General features: G+C 72.1%; 15 protein-coding genes. 3 read left to right on the top strand and 12 right to left on the bottom strand.

The genetic code is table 11. The features are described from left to right. Window positions 1-4 precede the first annotated feature (4 nt). Window positions 5-1,234, bottom strand: a complete 1,230-nt coding sequence (locus ABZ794_RS25740; protein WP_210783487.1) for a helix-turn-helix domain-containing protein — start codon at window positions 1,232-1,234, stop codon at window positions 5-7. Between the two features lie 248 nt (window positions 1,235-1,482). Here ABZ794_RS25740 and ABZ794_RS25735 point away from each other — a divergent pair, with 248 nt between their 5' ends. After that, window positions 1,483-2,154, top strand: a complete 672-nt coding sequence (locus ABZ794_RS25735) for a bifunctional DNA primase/polymerase (RefSeq protein WP_091409390.1) — start codon at window positions 1,483-1,485, stop codon at window positions 2,152-2,154. A 396-nt stretch (window positions 2,155-2,550) separates the two neighbouring features. Here ABZ794_RS25735 and ABZ794_RS25730 read toward each other — a convergent pair whose 3' ends face one another. Genes ABZ794_RS25730 through ABZ794_RS25710 form a run of 5 tightly spaced genes read right to left on the bottom strand, consistent with a single transcriptional unit; the run spans window position 2,551 to window position 8,826 of the window. After that, a complete protein-coding gene (locus ABZ794_RS25730; protein WP_357517999.1) occupies window positions 2,551-3,273 on the bottom strand; it encodes an FAD:protein FMN transferase in 723 nt (240 codons plus the stop codon). A 49-nt stretch (window positions 3,274-3,322) separates the two neighbouring features. Continuing rightward, entirely contained in the window at window positions 3,323-3,925 is a 603-nt protein-coding gene (locus ABZ794_RS25725) for an FMN-binding protein (protein WP_238690549.1), read from the bottom strand. A 13-nt stretch (window positions 3,926-3,938) separates the two neighbouring features. Next, window positions 3,939-5,357, bottom strand: a complete 1,419-nt coding sequence (locus ABZ794_RS25720; RefSeq protein ID WP_357517950.1) for a ferredoxin reductase family protein — start codon at window positions 5,355-5,357, stop codon at window positions 3,939-3,941. Continuing rightward, window positions 5,354-6,736: a DUF1501 domain-containing protein gene (locus tag ABZ794_RS25715; RefSeq protein ID WP_238690547.1), complete on the bottom strand. Its 1,383-nt coding sequence runs from the start codon at window positions 6,734-6,736 to the stop codon at window positions 5,354-5,356. Before ABZ794_RS25715 ends, ABZ794_RS25720 begins: the two co-directional genes overlap by 4 nt. 8 nt (window positions 6,737-6,744) lie before the next feature. After that, window positions 6,745-8,826 (bottom strand): DUF1800 family protein, encoded by a 2,082-nt coding sequence (locus ABZ794_RS25710; protein WP_357517948.1) that lies wholly within the window; start codon window positions 8,824-8,826, stop codon window positions 6,745-6,747. 431 nt (window positions 8,827-9,257) lie between these two features. Here ABZ794_RS25710 and ABZ794_RS25705 point away from each other — a divergent pair, with 431 nt between their 5' ends. After that, window positions 9,258-9,515, top strand: coding sequence for a DUF3040 domain-containing protein (locus tag ABZ794_RS25705; protein ID WP_091409372.1), 258 nt, complete (start codon window positions 9,258-9,260; stop codon window positions 9,513-9,515). Window positions 9,516-9,561: 46 nt separating this feature from the next. On the opposite strand, the gene ABZ794_RS25700 is transcribed toward ABZ794_RS25705, so the two are convergent. The 3 genes from ABZ794_RS25700 to ABZ794_RS25690 all read right to left on the bottom strand — a co-directional run bounded on the left by ABZ794_RS25700 (window position 9,562) and on the right by ABZ794_RS25690 (window position 14,438). Continuing rightward, window positions 9,562-10,464, bottom strand: a complete 903-nt coding sequence (locus ABZ794_RS25700) for an SWIM zinc finger family protein (protein WP_210783477.1) — start codon at window positions 10,462-10,464, stop codon at window positions 9,562-9,564. After that, on the bottom strand, window positions 10,461-13,766 hold the full coding sequence (locus ABZ794_RS25695) for a DEAD/DEAH box helicase (RefSeq protein WP_357517945.1): 3,306 nt from the start codon (window positions 13,764-13,766) through the stop codon (window positions 10,461-10,463). Before ABZ794_RS25695 ends, ABZ794_RS25700 begins: the two co-directional genes overlap by 4 nt. A gap of 153 nt (window positions 13,767-13,919) precedes the next feature. Then, a complete protein-coding gene (locus ABZ794_RS25690; RefSeq protein ID WP_210783473.1) occupies window positions 13,920-14,438 on the bottom strand; it encodes a DinB family protein in 519 nt (172 codons plus the stop codon). A gap of 82 nt (window positions 14,439-14,520) precedes the next feature. On the opposite strand from ABZ794_RS25690, the gene ABZ794_RS25685 reads away from it, so the two are divergent. Beyond that, window positions 14,521-14,727 (top strand): hypothetical protein, encoded by a 207-nt coding sequence (locus ABZ794_RS25685; protein ID WP_210783471.1) that lies wholly within the window; start codon window positions 14,521-14,523, stop codon window positions 14,725-14,727. 8 nt (window positions 14,728-14,735) lie between these two features. On the opposite strand, the gene ABZ794_RS25680 is transcribed toward ABZ794_RS25685, so the two are convergent. The 3 genes from ABZ794_RS25680 to ABZ794_RS25670 all read right to left on the bottom strand — a co-directional run bounded on the left by ABZ794_RS25680 (window position 14,736) and on the right by ABZ794_RS25670 (window position 17,111). Further along, complete coding sequence (locus ABZ794_RS25680) at window positions 14,736-15,878, bottom strand: polysaccharide pyruvyl transferase family protein (RefSeq protein WP_210783469.1); 1,143 nt, start codon at window positions 15,876-15,878, stop codon at window positions 14,736-14,738. Between the two features lie 94 nt (window positions 15,879-15,972). After that, the gene (locus tag ABZ794_RS25675; protein ID WP_238690545.1) at window positions 15,973-16,452 is read right to left on the bottom strand and encodes a GNAT family N-acetyltransferase; all 480 of its coding nucleotides are present in this window, start codon (window positions 16,450-16,452) and stop codon (window positions 15,973-15,975) included. A gap of 29 nt (window positions 16,453-16,481) precedes the next feature. After that, complete coding sequence (locus ABZ794_RS25670; RefSeq protein WP_357517942.1) at window positions 16,482-17,111, bottom strand: HAD-IA family hydrolase; 630 nt, start codon at window positions 17,109-17,111, stop codon at window positions 16,482-16,484. Between the last annotated feature and the right edge of the window lie 199 nt (window positions 17,112-17,310).

The following is a 17,310-nucleotide window of genomic DNA, read 5'->3' as shown; positions in this document are numbered from 1 at the left end:
GCGCTCATACCCCTACTCCCATGTGCTCAGCCAACTCCGCTACCGGAGAAGGCGGCGCACCACGTGTGCGACGGAGGATGTCGGACATCACCTCGTGCGCGATCGGCCGGCAGCGGATCTCCGACGGGGCGAGCCGATCACCGAGCAGCAGCATCTCGCCGGCGTTCGCCACGTCACCTATCTGGGCGTACCCGCGGGCGATGTCGAGCAGGTGGTGGGCGCGGCGCTCGGGCAGCAGCGCGTTGAAAGCGGGCTCCGCGATGCGCAGCTGGTGCACCTCGACGGCCCGCCCCCCGTCTCCCAGCTCCACAGCGGCGGCGGCCCGGTGCAGTTCGACGTTTGTCGGGCCGAACGACGTCCAGTAGTGGTTGTGGTCGCCGCCGAGCAGGGTGGCGGCCTCCTGCGCGCAGTTGATCAGGTCGTCGACGCTGGCCGAGTCACCGATGCGGGACGCGGCCATCGCGCCCTGGAGCAGCAGCATCCCGTAGACGGAGAGGCGGGCCGGGGAGACCTCGTTGCTGCCACCCGGCGCCAGCCGGTTGGCGATCTGGACGTTCAGCTCCAGCGCGGGGCGGGCCCGGCCCATCGCGACCAGGGCGTTGCACACCCGGGTGGTCGCGATCCCGGCGAGCAGCGGGTCGTCGGCCCGCTGGGCCACCGCCATCGACCGGTCGGCGGCCAACCAGGCGAGCTCGCACTCGCCGAGCTTGCGCAGCACCGAGGAGGCGATCTGGTAGACCTGGCCGAGCAGGTGGGCCGCCTCGGCGGCCTGCTCACCGCCGTAGGCGGCGTCGCCCGCCTGGGCGTCGCGCAGCAGCTTCGGCAACGCCCGGGTGAGCATCCCGTAGCGGCCGTACTGGTAGGTGAGCCAGGCGTGGTTGACGGCCTTGCGCATGTCGTCCATCGGCGGCGGGTACGGCGCCGCGTCGAAGTACGCGCTCATCGAGTCGTAGCGCTCCAGCGCCGCCCGGATCTCCTGCACCTCGACCTGGTCGATGCAGTTGAGGGCGTCGGCGCGCCGCTCCGGGTCCTTGCCCATCAGCAGCTGCACGTCCATCTGGAGGATGTCGGCGATCTCGTAGAGGACGGAGAACTTGTCCAATCGGCGGACGCCGCGTTCGACCTTGTCCACCCAGCTCTTGGACTTGCCCAGCCGGTCCGCGAAGACCTGCTGCGACATCTTGCGTCGCCCCCGCCAGTAGGCCACTCGCCGTCCTATGGGTAGCTCGTCCATCTCCCCATCCTCCCCTGCCACCGACGACCAATCGAGTCGGGGCGATGTCCGCGGGTGCGGCGACTGTGGTTCATTTTCAGGTTTTCGCTGGTCGCACAGGATGTACGTCAGCCGTACAGCTACTCCTCGTACTTTTCGTGCAAGTTGCACGAGCCGTTCGTCAACCTCAACGATCGTGGGTTACGGCAGTGACGGTGCTCGACATGCGACCTGGCGAACGCCGGGCCCGACGAGAGGAGTTGGCACACATGTGGGGGAATGTCGTACCGCGCGTTGCCGAACTGTCGCCGCTGGAACGGGTCCGGCTGCGCCGGGTCGCCATCCGGTACGCGGTACACGGCTGGGAGGTCACCCCGGGCGCCTGTCTGGCCCGCAGCCGCTTCGTCTGCGGCCGGGCCGGCTGTCCCACAGTGGGCTGCCACCCCGCCCTGGAAAACTGGGAGCTGGCCGCCAGCGCCGACCCGGCCCGGGTGGCGACCTGGTGGCGGAGCCGACCACACGGGGTGCTGCTGCCCACCGGCCGGGCCTTCGACGTGCTGGAGGTGCCAGCCCACCTCGGCCGACACGTGCTCGACGCGGTCCAGATCCACCCGGCCGGCACCGGCGTACGCGGACCGGTGCTGGTCACGCCCACCGGGCGGTGGATGTTCCTGGTCCGCCCCGGCGACCCGCTCCGGCCGGAGTTGGAGCACTGCTTCCACGTGGTCCGGCACGGGCCGGGCTCGTGGATCCCCGCGCCGCCCACCCGGCTGCCGGAGGGCACCGTCCGTTGGGCTGTCGCCCCGGAGCAGGCGCGCTGGCAGCTTCCGGATTCGTACCTCGTGCAGAACACGTTGATCGGGGCGCTGCGCGCCGCCGGGGTGACGCTCGCCCCCGACCTGCTCCCCGGTCACCTGCCGCTGCCCCGACGAGGCATGTGAAACCGGCCCTGTCGACGATTCGATCCGGTGCCCGACAGCGTCGCCGAGGCGTCGGTCCTCGTTGACAGGGGGACGGTGCGAACGCGCGCCACGAACGGGGGAACGATGTCCACAAACGACAGAGCGCCTCACCCCGGCGGCACCGAGCCGCCCCGGCGCAGCCACCCGGGGCGCCGCTGGGCCGGCACCCGTCCGTCCGGGTCCCGCCCCGGCCGTCCACGCCCCACCGGCTCCCGCCCAGCCGGCACCCACCGCCCCATCCGCTAGCCGGTCGCCGCGCCCCCACACCCAACTCCCCGGCGATCTTGCACTTTCTGTCCCGACAATCTCCACGGAACGGGACAAAAGCGCAACAGAAAGTGCAAGATCGCGGGGAGCGGAGGGGCGCGCAAGGCCCTAGTTGGTCAGGGGGAGGGCGGTCGAGTGGTACTGGCGGGCGTTGTCGGTTATCGCCGCGTGGGTGTGGTCGTCCAGGCGGGCCAGCCAGTTGAGGCCGGGGGTGCCCATGGCGAGGGCGGCGGTGGCGTACGCGTCGGCCACCCCGAGGTCGGTGCCGACCACAGTCACCGAGCGCAGCCCACTGGCCGGTGCGCCCCGGCGCGGGTCCAGCACGTGCCGGCCCCGCTCGTACACGCCGGACGTGGCAACGGCCAGGTCGGTCCCGCTGAGCACCAGGCAGGCCGCCATCGCGTCCCACGGGTGCCGGATGCCGATGCGCCACGGCTCCCCCGACGGCGACAGGCCCCGCACCCGTACGTCGCCGCCGGCGTTCACGCAGTGGTTGACGGCACCGGCGGCGACGAGGCGGTCCGAGGCGACCTGAGCGGCCCAGCCCTTGACGTAGCCGGACGGGTCGAGCCGACCGGTGGCGTACGCGTCGAAGAACCCGTCGGTGGCGCCCCACAGGTCGGCGCAGGTCTCCAGCACGTACCGCAGGTCCGCTGACGCCTCGGAGAGCAGCACCTCACCCCGGTCGAAGCGGCACACCTCGCTGTCCGGCTGGTAGGTGCTGAACCGCGTGTCCACCTCGTGCATCCAGGCGAAGACCTCGTCCGCCAGCTCGCGTAGCGTCGCCGGCGGCAGATCGTCGGCGAGGTCCAGTGTGATCGCCGTACCCATGATCTGTTCGACCCGGCACAGCCCGGGTCGGGTCAGCGTGGCCCGCACGTCAGAAGGCCTGCTCGATGGCGGACCTCAGCGACTGCTTGTAGGAGTTGCTGGTCTCGGAGGCACCGGAGACGGTGTTGAGGTTCGCGTTCTGCTTCTGCACCACCTCGCCGCCCCTGCCGTCGTAACGGTTGCGGACGTCGCCGCTGTGGATGTCGGATTCACCCCCGCTGGGCAGCGACAGCGCGACGGCCTCGACGATCCGGTTACCCGAGACCACGATCTGCACCTGCACGTACCCGTACTCGTTCTCGAAGCCGTTGCCGGTGACCCGGCGGGTGGTCGACTGGGGCGCCTTGGTGGTGGTCCGCGGAGCGCTGGGGGCCTTCGTCGTCTTGGTGCCCGACGGGCGCGCGGTGGTCTTGCCGGGCTTGGGCGACGTCGACGGCTTGGCGCTTCCCGATGACGTCGGCGTGCCGGCGGCCGGGTCGGTGCCCGGCGCGCCCGCGGCGGCGCCGGGGTCGGTGCCCGCCCCGGAGGGGTTGACCGGCTGGGCGGTCGGCAGGTTCTGGGCGACCTGGCTGGTGCCGGGCGAGCCCTTGAACACCACGAGCGCGGTGGTGCTGGCGGCCAGGCCGGTGATCGCGAGGAGTGCGCGACGCATGGGGATGCCCTTCCTACAGCTCGAACGTGGCCAGGTGGATCTGCCGTCGGGGCACGCCGGCTCGCCGCAGCGCCCGCACCGACTGTTCCACCAGACCGGGCGGCCCGCACAGGTAGACGTCGCGCCGGGCCACGTCGGGCACCAGTTGCCGCAGCCCGTCCGGGCTCATCAACTGGCGGGGGCCGGGGTCGTCGCGGGAGCCGATGACGTACCAGACGGAGGTGTCGCGTTCCTGGGCCAGCCAGTCCAACTCGCGGCTGAGCAGCACGTCGGCAGGGGTGCGGGCCCGGTAGATCAGCGCGGCGCCCGGCGGCAACTCCTCCAGCATGGCCCGGATCGGCGTGATGCCGCTGCCACCGGCGATCAGCAGCGCCCGCTCCCGGAGCCGGTGCGCGGAGGTGAAGGTGCCCGACGGGCCTTCGGCCCAGACCCGGGTGCCCGGTTCCAGGTCGCGCAGGTCGGCGGTGTGGGTGCCGACCACCTTGACGGTGACCCGCAGCCAGCGGCCGTTGGCGGCGGCGGAGACGGAGAACGGGTGCGACTGCCACCAGCAGCCCCGGGTGAGGAACCGCCAGCGGAAGTGTTGACCGCCGAGCATCGCCAGCCTGCCGAGCCGCTCCCCGGTGAGGTAGATGGAGATGGTGTCGGGGCTCTCGGCGACCACGTCGGCGACCCGCAGCTTGTAGCGCAGGTTGAACGCCAGCGGCGCGATGACGCGGCCCCAGAGCAGGGCGGCGACCACCAGCAGGTAGAGCGCGATCCAGCCGGTGCGCACCGGGCCGGGCCGGTAGAGCTGCGCGCCGTGGGCGAACTGGTGGCCGAAGCCGAGCAGCAGGATCAGGTAGCTGGACAGGTGCAGCAGGTGCCACAGCTCGTAGGGCAACGCCCGCCGGATCGCCCGGATGCTGCTGAAGCCGACAAGCATCATGATGCCGGTGGCGACGAACGCCGAGACCATGTCCTCGTAGTCGCCGAGCAACGTGCCGACCTCGGCGAGGACCGACTGGTTACGCAGGTCGGCGTAGCCGACCAGGATCAGCGACATGTGCGCCAGCACGCTGACCAGCAGGGTGGCGCCGATGTCCCGGTGCCAGCGGGCCATGTGCTCGCCGCCGATCCACCGTTCCAGCACCGGCAGTCGGCTCATCATCAGCACCTGCACCAGCAGCAGGTAGCCGGCGACCAGGCCGGTGATCCGGCCGGCCGAGGTGACGGTGGCCGCGGTGGTCCGCAGCGATCCGGCCGGGGTGCCCAGCCACCAGGGCAGCACGCTGGCGAGCAGGCCGACCAGGAGCAGCACGCCGAGCAGCCGGCGGCCGCCGGGCCCGCGCCGGTCCGGGATCTGCGGGGGTACGGGCGCAGCCGACCGGCCGCCGTGCCGGGACGAGGTCCCGGTACGACGGCCGGCGGCGTGGGTGTGCGAATGCGTCACGCGTACAGCTTCATCGGGGCGTACTTCTGGCGGGGGAAGACCTTGTCGACCTCCGCGTTGGTGAGCCCGAACCGGCCCTGCGCCACAGCGCCGTAGACGTTGAACATGTTGTTGTACTCCGGCACGTCACCGGAGTCCAGCTTGTCCAGACCGTTCCAGGTGCCCAGCAGCGAACCGGCCAGCTTCTTGCCGGACAGCAGGGTGACCACGCCGCCGTGCCCGTGGTCGGTGCCGTTGTTGTTGGAGCCGACCCGACGGCCGAACTCGCTGGACACCATGATCGTCACGTCGGCGGCCTTCGGGCCGAGGTCGGTGAAGAAGGCGGCCATCGCGCTGGCCAGCTCGTTCAGCCGGCGGTACAGCTGGCCGCCCTCGCGGGTGCCCTGGTTCTCGTGGGTGTCGTAGCCACCCATGCCGACGGTGGCGACCCGGACGTTGGCGCCACCCTTGATCAGCTGGGCGAGTTGCTGGAACGCGTTGCCGACGCCCTCGTACTTGACGCCCTCGGCGGGCTGGTACGGCTTGGCGGCGAGCTTCTGGGCGGTGGCCAGCGCGCCCATGCCCTCCTGCACGGCTTCCTCGACCGGGTGGTTGATCCCGGTGAAGAGGCCCTTGATGGCCTTCTCCGTGGCGGCCCGGAACCGCTCGTCACCGTTGAGCCGCAGGGAGCCGACGTTGTTCAGCGAGAGCGCGCCGTTGTTGCCGACCAGCGAGCGGGGCAGGGTGCTGCCGATGCCGACGCTGCGGAACGCGGTGCCCTTGCCCAGGTTGTCGACCAGACCGTCGAGCCAACCCCGGCCGCCGGTCTCGTTGGGCAGCCCACCCAGGTTGCAGGCGTCGGCGGCCTGGAAGTGGCTGCGGGACAGCCGCTCGTCGGAGACCGCCGGGATGAAGCCCAACTGGCCGGCCGTGAGCCACTTCTCCAGCGGCTTGAACGCGCCGGTCAGCTTGAAGCCGCGGCCCAGGGACAGCGAGTCGTTGCCGAGCAGCAGGTCGGGCCGGGCCTTGTTGAGCACCGCGTCGTTGTCCGGCGCGATCAGGCTCAGGCCGTCCAGCCCGCCGTAGAGGAAGACGTGGATCAGGGTGCCGGTCTTGGTCGCCGCGAACGACGCCGAGGTGGTGACGAACTGGGCGGTGGCCAGCGCGGTGGCGGTGGCCGCGGCACCGGCGACGAAGGTCCGCCGGGTCACGCCGCGACCGTCCTGCTGGGCCTCCTCCAGGTCCTCCAGGGTGCGGTACCTGTCGAACTCGGCGGCGTTCTCGGCGGCGACGATGTCCGCCTCGGCGCGCAGCAACGCCTCGGCCGGGTTGTCGGCCAGCCGTCGCACGTCGGGGCATTCGGGGTGCAGGGGGAAAGAGTTGTACACAGTCTTCTCCATCGGGTGCCTCACCGGAGGTGGTGCTGGGGGGAAGCGAGGATCGCCCGCGCGACGGCGGTGATGGCCCCGTTGAACGTGGCGTCGACCTTGGTGGTCGCCGCCACACCGGCCACGCCGAGGATGAGGTTCTTCTCCCGCGTGCTCAACTTCTGGCCCACCAGCCGCAGCGAGAGCGCGTCCACGTACGCCCCGGCCGTCGCCGGTGGCTTGGCGACCAGCTTCTCCGGCGCCGTGTACGTGAAGGTGGTGCGGTAGCCGGCGAGGATCTCGCCCGCCTCGTTCCAGCCGTTGACCATCGTGCCGGCCGAGGTCCACGCGACGTAGACGTCCGGGTAGCCGTCCGGGGTCGGATGACCCATCGGGGACTGGCCCAGCTCGCGCATCTTGTCGTGGATCTGGCGCAGCCCCCGGGCGTACGCGGTGCGCTTGCTGTCGCCGTTGTTGTGCTTCGGCGACGCCTCCGGCGAGACGCCCAGGGTGCGGTACGTGGCGACCAGGTACTCCATCGGCCGGCGCACCTTCTGGCCCACACCGGCCCAGAACTCCGAGGAGCAGAACAGCGTCATCAGGACCGGCTTGATCATGCCCTTGTTCGTGGTGTACGTCTTGGCCAACCGGTCCACAAGGGACTTCGGTGGGGTGTCCGAGACGAACCGGGTGGCCAGGCTCTGCGCCACGTACTTCGCTGTCGACGGGTGCGTCGCGATGTAGGTGATGTACGCGTCGATCGCCGCTTCGGCCTTCTTCGGGTCGGCCGAGTTGTTCGCGTGGGTGAAGCCGAGGATCTTCACCTTGCCGACGTAGTGCTGCTCGGGGCGGAAGACGTACTTGCCCTTGTCGTCCACACCGCGGCCGGTCTGCAACATGGCGGCCTGCCGGACGTCGGGCTCCTTGTAGCCGCCGTCGACGCCGACCGAGTAGAGCTCGAGGTTCTCCCGGGCGAGGTTCTCGTTGATCGCGTCCTTGCGGGAGTCCTTCTGGTTCAGGTAGATCAGCAGCGCCGGGTGCTTGTTCGCGGCGACCAGCATCTCCGGGTAGCTGCCCAGCGCGTGCTTGCGCACGACGTCCTGGTCGAACGAGCTGCGGTACACCTCGCCGCCGTCGAAGTCCGCGGCGACGTGCAGGAAGTCGTTCCAGAAGTCGACCATCACCTCGAACAGCTGGCGCTTGGACCAGATCTGCCGGGCGATGGTGGCGTCGACCATCTCCCGCTCCGGGTTCGCGTCCTGCTCGTTGAGCTTGTCCCGCTGGTCACGCAGCTGCTGCACGGAGAGCTTCTGGGTCGGCAGTTCGGCGAGCTTCAGCTCGCCCTTGCTCGGCTCCAACTTCTCCGGGTCCAGCTGGGCGCGGATCCAGGCGTCCATGCCCTCGCGCTTGATGTCGGCGACCACAGCGGGCGTCGCGCCGAAGGTGGCGCGCCGGGCCAGGTGCAGGATCGGGTCCTTGGCCAGCACCGTCTTCACTGTCACCTTGGTCGCCGCCGCGGCCGCTGCCGGGCCGGAGAAGGTCCGCCCACCGGCCGGCGCGTTCTTCTTCAGCGCCTCACCGGCCCGCGAACCCATGTAGCTTTCGTTCTGCTCGGTGTAGGTACGCACGGTGCTGGGCTGCTGGCCGCTGGGCCGCGCCGCGGTGCCGTCGGTCACCGTGCTGCCGGTCGCGTCGCCGGCCGCCGCTTCGTCGCCGAAGAGGCCACGGATCTGCGGGGTCATGGCGAGCGCCGCACCACCGGCGACGACGGCGGCGGTGCCACCGAGGGCCACCATCGCCTTACGTCGGCCGACCTTGCGACCCGGCTCGTTGTCATCGTCGAGGGTGGGCAGTCCGGTGCCGGCCGGTCGTGCCGGGGCCGGACGGCCGAGGCCCTCCGGGCCGACCCACTGCGGACCGCGCGGGGCGGGCGCGGGCTGCCCGGCGTACTGCTCACGCGGGTCGGCCGGCGCGGCGTAGCCGCCCTGGTGGGGGTGGGGCGAGTCGTAGCCGTAGGGCGCGGGCGTGTGGGGGTCGCCGTAGCCGTCAGCGCTGGGGTGCTGATGTCCGTCCCAACCGCGGTCGTCCCGCGGTCGACGTGGTGGCACATTCTGGTCGGCCATGTACCAATCCCGATTTCTGATGAGCGCCGGAAGCTGCTACCGGGCAGGTGCGGCAGGTGCGGCGACTGTTGCCTGAGGGGGTTGCTACGGCAAGGTAACCAAGGCCCCAGGGCCCTTCAAGGTGGCCGGAACCCACTCGTGAGGGCACTTAAGACAGCGCTCAGCGCGACCCCGGCGGTGGGCGGTGGGATCGATCTGCCCGCAGACCTTCCCAGCAGGGCCTACGCGCGGCAGCCGAGCACGGATCGGACCACGCTGCCGTACGCGACAGTTTCGGCGCCGTTCACCACCAAAGGCAAACTTAAGGTTCAGGTAAGCCGGACATGAAGCGCGCTCGCGTGGAGGAAAAGTGGCAGCAACGGGCGAGCGTGAGCCGCCACCGCAGCGGGTATGCCGCCGAACCGCTGAACGCGTGAGGGGAAGGCAGCGCCATGCTCAGCAAAGAGGATCAGCGCAGATTCGACCAGATCACCCGTCAGCTCCGGGAAAGTGACCCGGCTTTCTTCAACCGGCTGGACCATCGGGCCCGAGCCCGCAGGGGCCGCTACCTGATGTTGTTGACCATCGTGCTGTGGGCGTCGCTGCCGGCGATAGCCGTGTTCGCCGGCCGACTCACCGGCGCGATCTGCGCGGTGGTGCTGGTAGCCAACGCCGCGATCATGTGGCGGTTCCGCCGCCGCTGGACGTGACTGCTCGACCGCTCGACGGGACGGCTCAACCGGTGGACGTGACAGCTCACCTGTCGGCCGGACCGAACGCCCGGTACGCGCGGCGCAACCGTTCGAGCAGTCCCGGCCCACCGATGGCCGGGGCTGGCGCTCCGAGCTGGCGCAGCAGCAGGTCGGTGCCGGTCACCAGCCGGGGCGGCCGATCCGGCAGCGGCACCGACGCTGACCAGAACCGGTCCGCCGCCTCCGCCAGCGGCGTCGCCGACAGCCCGGCGAGCGCCCGGGCGGCACCGACCGGCGCACCGGCGTCCACTGTCGACACCGCACCGTCCGGTCCGGACGGTGGGTCGACCGGCGGGGGCGGCGGTATGGCACCGGTGGTCGCGGCCCGCCGGGCGCGGAGTGCGTCGAGCAACTCCGCCCGGGACCGACCGCGCCAGTGCAGCAGCTCGAACGGGTCCGCGTCGAACGCCTCGGCCAGCAGGTAGAACGTCGCCGCGAGGTGCTTGCACGGCACCGCGAAGTCGGGGCAGTTGCAGCGCTGGGTCAACTCGTCCACGGCGGCCGGGAAGAGCGGCGCGCCGGCGGCGGCGAACAGCTCCTCCAACTCGTCGGGGAGGTCTCCGGCGAGCAGCCGGGCGCTGAAGAACGCCTGCCCGGCCAGCTCGTCCTCGATTCGGGACCAGAGCGCCGCCGGGAACGGCTTCAGCGCGATAGACACCTGGTACGGCTGCGGCCGGGAGCCCTGCACCACCGCCTTGACCCGCCCAGGTGTGATGTCGAGGGTGAGCACCTGACCGGCCCGCGCGTACGACCGGCCCCGGGTCAGCCGGGTGCCGAGCGCGAACGACTCCAGCACCTCCAGGAAACGCCGCGACCACCAGGACCGGCCGATCGCGCCCCGGGCACTGCGCGCCCGCAGACCCCCGTCGACCCGACGCGGGCGCCCGTAGTCGGCAAAATCCGTCACTCGACCACCGCGCCGGCTTCCAGGGCGAACAGGTCCCGCAACTGGCCGGTGGACAACTCGGTGATCCACTGCTCGCCGGTGCCGACCACCCGCTCGGCCAGGCTGCGCTTGTCGGCGATCATCGCGGCCACCTTCTCCTCGACAGTGCCGGCACAGACGAACTTGCGGACCTGCACCCGTCGGCGCTGCCCGATCCGGAACGCCCGGTCGGTGGCCTGGTCCTCGACCGCCGGGTTCCACCACCGGTCCACATGCACCACGTGGTTCGCGGCGGTCAGGGTCAGCCCGGTGCCGCCGGCCTTGAGGGAGAGGACGAACAGCGGCGGACCCTCCGCCGACTGGAAACGCTGCACCAGGGCGTCCCGCTCGGCCTTGCCGAGGCCACCGTGCAGGAACAGCACCTCCCGGCCGAACCGCGCCGACAGGTGACCCCGCAACATCGCACCGAACTCGGCGTACTGGGTGAAGAGCAGTGCCCGCTCCCCCGCCGCCAGCACCTCCTCCAGGATCTCGGTGAGCCGAGCCAGCTTGCCGGAGCGGCCCTCCAGCGGTGAGCCGTCGCGCAGCAGCTGGGCGGGGTGGTTGCAGACCTGCTTGAGGCGGGTCATGGTGGCCAGCACCAGGCCGCGCCGTTCGATGCCGTCGCTGGTCTCGATCCGGGCGAGCATGTCGTCGACCACCACCCGGTACAGCGCGGCCTGCTCCGCGGTGAGGTTGCAGAGCACCTCCATCTCCAGCTTCTCCGGCAGGTCGGAGATGATCGACGAGTCGGTCTTGAGCCGGCGCAACACGAACGGGCCGGTGATCCGGCGGAGCCGCTCGGCGGCCTCGACGTCGCCGTGCCGCTCGATCGGCTCGGCGAACCGTTTGCGGAACGTCGCGGCCGGCCCGAGCAGACCCGGGTTGGCGAACTGCATGATCGACCAGAGGTCGGCGAGGCGGTTCTCCACCGGCGTGCCGGTCACCGCCACCCGCTGTCGGGCGGGCAGCGCGCGAACCGCCTCGGCCTGCCGGGTCGACGCGTTCTTGATCGCCTGCGCCTCGTCCACCACCACCCGGTGCCAGTCGATGCCGGCCAGGTCGGCGGCGTCACGGGCGGCCACCGAGTAGGTGGTGAGGACCAGGTCCGCGCCGTGCGCGGCCGCTGTGAACTCCGCCCCCCGCGCCCGCTCGGCACCGTGGTGTACGTGCACCCGCAGCTCCGGGGTGAACCGGGCCGCCTCCCGCTGCCAGTTGCCGACCAGCGACATCGGACAGACCAGCAGCGTCGGCCCGGCCTCCGGCGGGTCCCCGGCGAGCAGCGCGAGCAGTTGCACCGTCTTGCCCAGCCCCATGTCGTCGGCGAGCACACCGCCCAGACCGAGCGAGCGCAGGAAGGCAAGCCACGCCAGCCCTCGCTGCTGGTACGGCCGCAGCGTCCCCCGAAAGCCCGGTGGCGGGTCCAGCGGGGTGAGCCGCCGCTCGACAGCGCCGGCGAGCAGGTCGCCCAGCGCCCCGTCGGCGGTCACCTCCAGCACCGGCAGTTCGCCGGTGGCCTCGCCGTCGGCCAGCCCGAGGCGGAGCAGGTCGGCGACGGTCAGCTCGCCCGCGGAGCGGAGCAGGCGCAGCCCAGCCGCGAGCCGCCCCGGGTCCAGCTCCACCCACCGGCCACGGAGCCGCACCAGCGGGGTCTTCGTCTCGGCCAGCGCCGCCAACTCCTCGGCGGAGAGCGGCTGGTCACCGAGCGCGATCTCCCAGCGGTAGTCGACCAGGGCGTCCAGGCCGACTCCGGCATCGGCGCCACCCACAGTGCCCGGCGCGGTGCGGCTGCGCGCTCGCAACCGGGCGCCCAGTCGCGCCGACGGACGTTGCCACCAGGACGGCAGCAGCACCCCGAAACCGGCCGCGTGCAGCACCGGGGCACCCGCGCTGAGGAACCGGTGCGCCCCCTCGACGTCGAGTTCCATCGCCTCCGGGGCGGCGGTACGCAGCGCGGCGTCCAGGTCCGGCCAGAGCCGACTGGCCCGGCCCAGCTCGGCGAGGAGCGTCTCCTGTGGGCTGGACGTCCGGCCGACCAGGCCGCCGAGGGTCTGCGACGCCCGCCAGATGTCCCCGGCGTCGACGTGCAGGCCGGGCTCGTCCGCGGCCTGCAATCCGAACTCCAACCGCCAGCGCCCGGCACCGATCGACCCGACCGACACCGGCGCGCTGTCGGCAGGCACCGGCATACCGTCGGCGGGCACCGCTCGGGTGGCCAGGATCGGTTCGGTGACCTCGTCGGGGGCCGGCTCCACAAGGCGGAAACTGGCCCGCACCGGGCCACCGGCGGCGTCGCGCTGCCAGGCGTCCAGTTCGGCGGAGAGAGTGGACAGCCCGGCCGGGTCGATGGTGAAGTCCCGCTGCGGGCCGGCGAGCGCTGCCAACCAGGCCGGCGCCGGACCACCCGGGCGCAGCCCCCGGGCCAGCGTGGTGCTCGCCAGCGCAGCCCTCGCGGCGGCGTCGGTCAACGCGTCCAACGCATCCGCGACCAGGGCGGCAGCGGTCAGCTCAGGCCCACCCGAACCAACGGTCGCCGCAGCAGACGTGGCGGCGCTCCCGGTGAGCCCCTGCGCGGCGGCGGTCGGCGCCGTTAGCGCGGCGACGGCAGGCGGCAGGACGGCGGCTCGGGCGGCCGGTGGCAGGGCCAGCGCCAGCGAGCGCGCCCAGGCGGCGTCGGTGCCGGTCAGCAGCGGACGCCAGACCGCCTGCGCGGGCACCTGCCCGGCATCGCCCGACACCGCCGCCGCGCCAGCGCCGGGCATCCGGTCACCCGCCGTCGTGCCAGCACCGGGAGGCTGGTCGCCCGTCGTCGTGCGCACGCCGGGGAGGACGCGGCCACGGGTCACCAGGTCGGCGGCGAAGTCGGCCAGCTCGGCGAGGTGCCGCACTGTGGCCCCGGCCACCGCTGGGATGTCGTCCAGGGCTCGCAGCAGCGACAGGGCGTCGTCCGGGGCGTACACCAGGGTCGGGACCCGCCACCCGGCCAGTGTGAGCCGGCCGCGGACCGCAGGTGCGACGGTGGTCCGGATCAGCTCTGGTGAGTCGGTCGGCGCGCCCGCCAGGGTGGGCAGGGTGAGCAGCGCGGTGTCCGGCCGGCTCGGCTCGGCGGCGTCGGCGAGGACGGCGGCCAGGTCGGTGTGCCCGGCGGCGAAGGGATGCCGGCGTTCCCGGGCCGGCCGGCCCGAACGCGCAGCGGGAATCGGTGCGGCGCTGTCCTCGGCCCAGACGGCCAGGCCGCCCGTCGAGCTGCCGCCGGGCAACCACAGCCCGTGGATGACCAGCACCTGCTCCCCCTAGTCGCCGCCCGCCCCCAGAATAGGCGGCCCGCCCGACCTGACGGCCGCACCCACCGGCCCACTGCGCGATCTTGCAGTTCGTGTCGTCGTTCTGCGAACAGTGCACCTTTTGTCGCCACAGAATGTGCAAGATCGCGGGGCTCAGAGCGCGCCGGCCTCGCCGTCGGTCAGCTCGCGCAGGATGTCGGCGTGGCCCGCGTGCCGGGCCGTCTCCTCGATCATGTGCACCAGAATCCAGCGCAGCGACACCTCACCGAGCTGCGGGTGCGGCACCACGTGGTCGAGGTCGATGCTCGCGGCGACCGCCCGGGAGCGGGCACAGGCCCGCTCGTACGCCTCGGTGAGCCCGCCGATGCTTTCCTGGTCGCTCAGCGTGAAGCTGGCGAGCGCGTCCTCCTCGGAGGTCAGGTAGACGTCGCCGGGCTCGGGGGCCAACAGGGTCGGGAACCAGTTCCGCTCGACCACTGTCAGGTGTTTGACCAACCCGGCGAGCGTGGTCGTCGACGGCACCAGCCGGCGTCGGGCGTCGGCGTCGGAGAGACCGCGCAGTTTGCGCAGCACCACGGCCCGGTGGAAGTCGAGGAACGAGGTCAGGACGGCGCGTTCGTCGCCGGTGCGGGCGAGCACCGGACCGAGCGTGGGATCGATCGTCTGCTCCATCCGCCGACCCTAGCCACGGGCCGGGCGCCCCGCTGCCCCGCTATCCGCTGCGGTCGGGCGCTTCGCCGGGCAGGATGGGCGCATGGCTTCATCCGTGCAGATCCTTCTCGTCGGCGGCACGGCGGACGGGCAGACCATCACCGTCGAACTGGACAGCAACGGCCGCCCGCCGCTGACCCACCACCACCTCGGCTCCGGTGGGCTGGCCAACGCGCAGATCTACGAGTTGGAGACCGCCCGCGAGGAGGCCCGCGAGTGGCGCTACCGGTGGACCGGCCCGGCGGTGTGACCGCCCGCTCAGACCCGGGTGAGGGCCTGGCTGCGCAGGCTCTCCAACACGCCGCGGGTGACCTCCGAGGTGCCCCGCGCCTGATCGCACACCTCCGCCACCCGTCGTGCGGTGGCCTCGGCGCGTTGCTCCCGCTCGTCCCAGAGCCGGTCCACCTCGGCCAGCAGCGGCCCCTCGACCTCCCGCTCCACGCCGCGTAGCGCCGGCACGCCGAGCCGTTGGGCCAGGTCGAAGACCTTGCCGGCGTACGGCAGGGGCAGGAACGGCGTACCGACCATCGCCGCGAAGATCAGGAAGTGCAGGCGCATGCCGACGGCCAGGTCGAAGTGGCGCATCAGCCCCAGCACCTGCTGCGGAGAGTAGGTGCCGTGCAGGATTCGACCTCGTTCGGCGGCGACCATGTGCGACAGCACGCCGTGGGAGTGCCGGATGTCGTCGCGCTCCATCGGCACGAACAGCACGTACGCGTCGATCCGGTGCACCAGGAAGTCACCGATCTGGGCCAACAGCCGGTGGTAGCCGTCCACGTCGAGGCGTTCGGCGGCCCGGCCCGGCTCCCGCACGCTGATCCCGACGAGGCGCTTGCCGACCGGCACACCCTCCTCAGCCAGCAGGTGGGCCGGGAACTCCTCCGGTTGCAGGAGGAACGCCGGGTCCGCGGTGACCGTGATCGGGTTGAGCAGGCCGGCCTCCTCCAGCACCATCCGGGACTCCTGGTCCCGGACGGTCACCTGGGTCGCGCTGGCGAGCGTCTCCCGGACCATGCCGGTGTCCACCCCGTCGCTGAGCGGCCCGACCCCCACCGCGTACGTGATCAGCGGCAGGCCGCGTTCCTGGGCCACCCGGACCACCCGCAGGTAACGGCGGGCCTCCCGGTCGTACAGGATGCCGCCACCGCCCAGGATGAGCAGGTCGAGCTGGGCCAGGACCAGGGCCGAGTCGGTACGGCTCACGCCCTCCCAGGGCACCGCTTCGACGTCCGGGTGTGCGGCCCGGGTGTGCTCCGGGTTCCGAGAGAAGACGATGATCCGGGCGTTCGGTTCCTGCGTGCGCAGATCGGTGAGCAGGCCGGTGAGGATCGCCTCGTCGCCGAGGTTTCGCCCACCGTACGAGCCGAGCACACCGATGGTCAGTCCGGCGCCGTGCGTCATCCGTCGCTCCTCCCCAGGTGCGGTCCGCGCCGGTTTCCCGCTGGGCAGGTGAACAGTCCTGCCGAAGGGACCCGTCAGCGGGGCCGCCGCCGGCTCAGCCCGCCGTGGTGAGGCGCTTCGCCATCTGCTGCGAGGTGACCTCGAAGCCCAGACTGCGGTAGAGGCCGATCGCCACGGTGTTCGTACCGAAGACGTTCAGACCCAGCTCGGGCACGCCGAGCTGGGCGAGTTCGGCCTCGATGAGCTGGATCATCCGCCGCGCGTACCCGCGTCCCCGGTGCTCCTCGTGCACCTCGATGTTGTGGATCCAGGCCTGGTCCGGGGCGGCGGCCGTCGGCAGGGTCACCCAGATCCAGCCGATCTCGGTGTCGCCGACCCGGCCCACCCGCAGCAGGGCCCTCTCGGTGGCCGCGCCCGCCGGCAGCGACTCCCGGATCTGGTTGACCGACCGGTCGAGGGCCGCCTCCGGGGTCATCCCCCGGTGCGCCACCAGGTCCTCGGCGTACCCCTGCTCCAGTGATCCGAGCAGGCGGGCCAACTCCTGTGCCGTCATCGGCGTCAACGTCAACTCCACAGCGTCTCCCCTTCGTCGTCGCGAGCGGGTCAGGGCACAGTGGGTGCCGACTCCAGCTGGTGCGCCAGTTGGGCCAGGTCGTGCAGGCGCAGGTCGCCGTCGAGGCCCTTCAGCGCGGCAGTCATCGCCCCGGCCGCCCGCCCCGCCCGCAGGCCGACCTCGGCGTCCTCGACGACCAGGCACCGCACCACCGGTACGCCCAGCAGCGCCGCGCCCCGCAGGTAGCCCTCCGGGTCCGGCTTGCCGACGCTGACGTCCTCCACCGTGACGAGCACCGGCGCCTTGATGCCGGCGGCGCCGAGCCGGGCCTCGGCGAGCGGCGTGTCGGCGCTGGTCACCACCGCCCAGGGCAACCCCAGCCGGGCCAGCGCGTTCAGCAGCTCGTGCGCCCCGGGGGTGGCCGTCACGTCGGACAGGTCGTCGTACTGCAACGCGAGCTGTCGTGCCGCGGCGGCGGCGACCGCCGCCTCGTCGAGCGCGGGCAGCAGCCGGCGGATGGTCCGGTCGGCCGGGCTGCCGTGCGCGATCGCCAACGCCGCCGCCGGGTCGACGCCGTACTCGGCGGCCCACCGCTCCCAGGCCCGTTCCACGGCGGCGTCGGAGTCGACAAGGGTGCCATCCATGTCGAAGAGCACCGCGCCAATGCCTGCCAGTTCCACGACCACGCTCCCCGAATCGCTCGCCCCACCCTCCCCCACCTCGCAAGATCCGCGCAACTTCGGTGATCCTGCTGTCTCGTCGCCTGGTGAGGCGGCAGGATCCGCGACGTTGCGCGGATCATGGCGGACCGCCGGGTCCGCAGGCCGTCGATGATCGCGGGTATCGGACTTCGAGGTCGGAGCGAGACGTCCGATGGCC

The sequence above is a fragment of the Micromonospora sp. NPDC047187 genome (genome assembly GCF_040643355.1).
Taxonomy (GTDB): Bacteria; Actinomycetota; Actinomycetes; order Mycobacteriales; family Micromonosporaceae; genus Micromonospora; species Micromonospora salmantinae.
This window is presented reverse-complemented; position numbering and strand designations above follow the sequence as displayed.

What these genes read in the sequence shown, in the direction of transcription:
- ABZ794_RS25740 (WP_210783487.1), bottom strand. Translation starts at nt 1,234, where the DNA reads ATGGACGAGCTACCCATAGGACGGCGAGTGGCCTACTGGCGGGGGCGA.
- ABZ794_RS25690 (WP_210783473.1), bottom strand. Translation starts at nt 14,438, where the DNA reads ATGGAGCAGACGATCGATCCCACGCTCGGTCCGGTGCTCGCCCGCACC.
- ABZ794_RS25715 (WP_238690547.1), bottom strand. Translation starts at nt 6,736, where the DNA reads ATGGAGAAGACTGTGTACAACTCTTTCCCCCTGCACCCCGAATGCCCC.
- ABZ794_RS25705 (WP_091409372.1), top strand. Translation starts at nt 9,258, where the DNA reads ATGCTCAGCAAAGAGGATCAGCGCAGATTCGACCAGATCACCCGTCAG.
- ABZ794_RS25685 (WP_210783471.1), top strand. Translation starts at nt 14,521, where the DNA reads ATGGCTTCATCCGTGCAGATCCTTCTCGTCGGCGGCACGGCGGACGGG.
- ABZ794_RS25680 (WP_210783469.1), bottom strand. Translation starts at nt 15,878, where the DNA reads ATGACGCACGGCGCCGGACTGACCATCGGTGTGCTCGGCTCGTACGGT.
- ABZ794_RS25730 (WP_357517999.1), bottom strand. Translation starts at nt 3,273, where the DNA reads ATGGGTACGGCGATCACACTGGACCTCGCCGACGATCTGCCGCCGGCG.
- ABZ794_RS25725 (WP_238690549.1), bottom strand. Translation starts at nt 3,925, where the DNA reads ATGCGTCGCGCACTCCTCGCGATCACCGGCCTGGCCGCCAGCACCACC.
- ABZ794_RS25710 (WP_357517948.1), bottom strand. Translation starts at nt 8,826, where the DNA reads ATGGCCGACCAGAATGTGCCACCACGTCGACCGCGGGACGACCGCGGT.
- ABZ794_RS25735 (WP_091409390.1), top strand. Translation starts at nt 1,483, where the DNA reads ATGTGGGGGAATGTCGTACCGCGCGTTGCCGAACTGTCGCCGCTGGAA.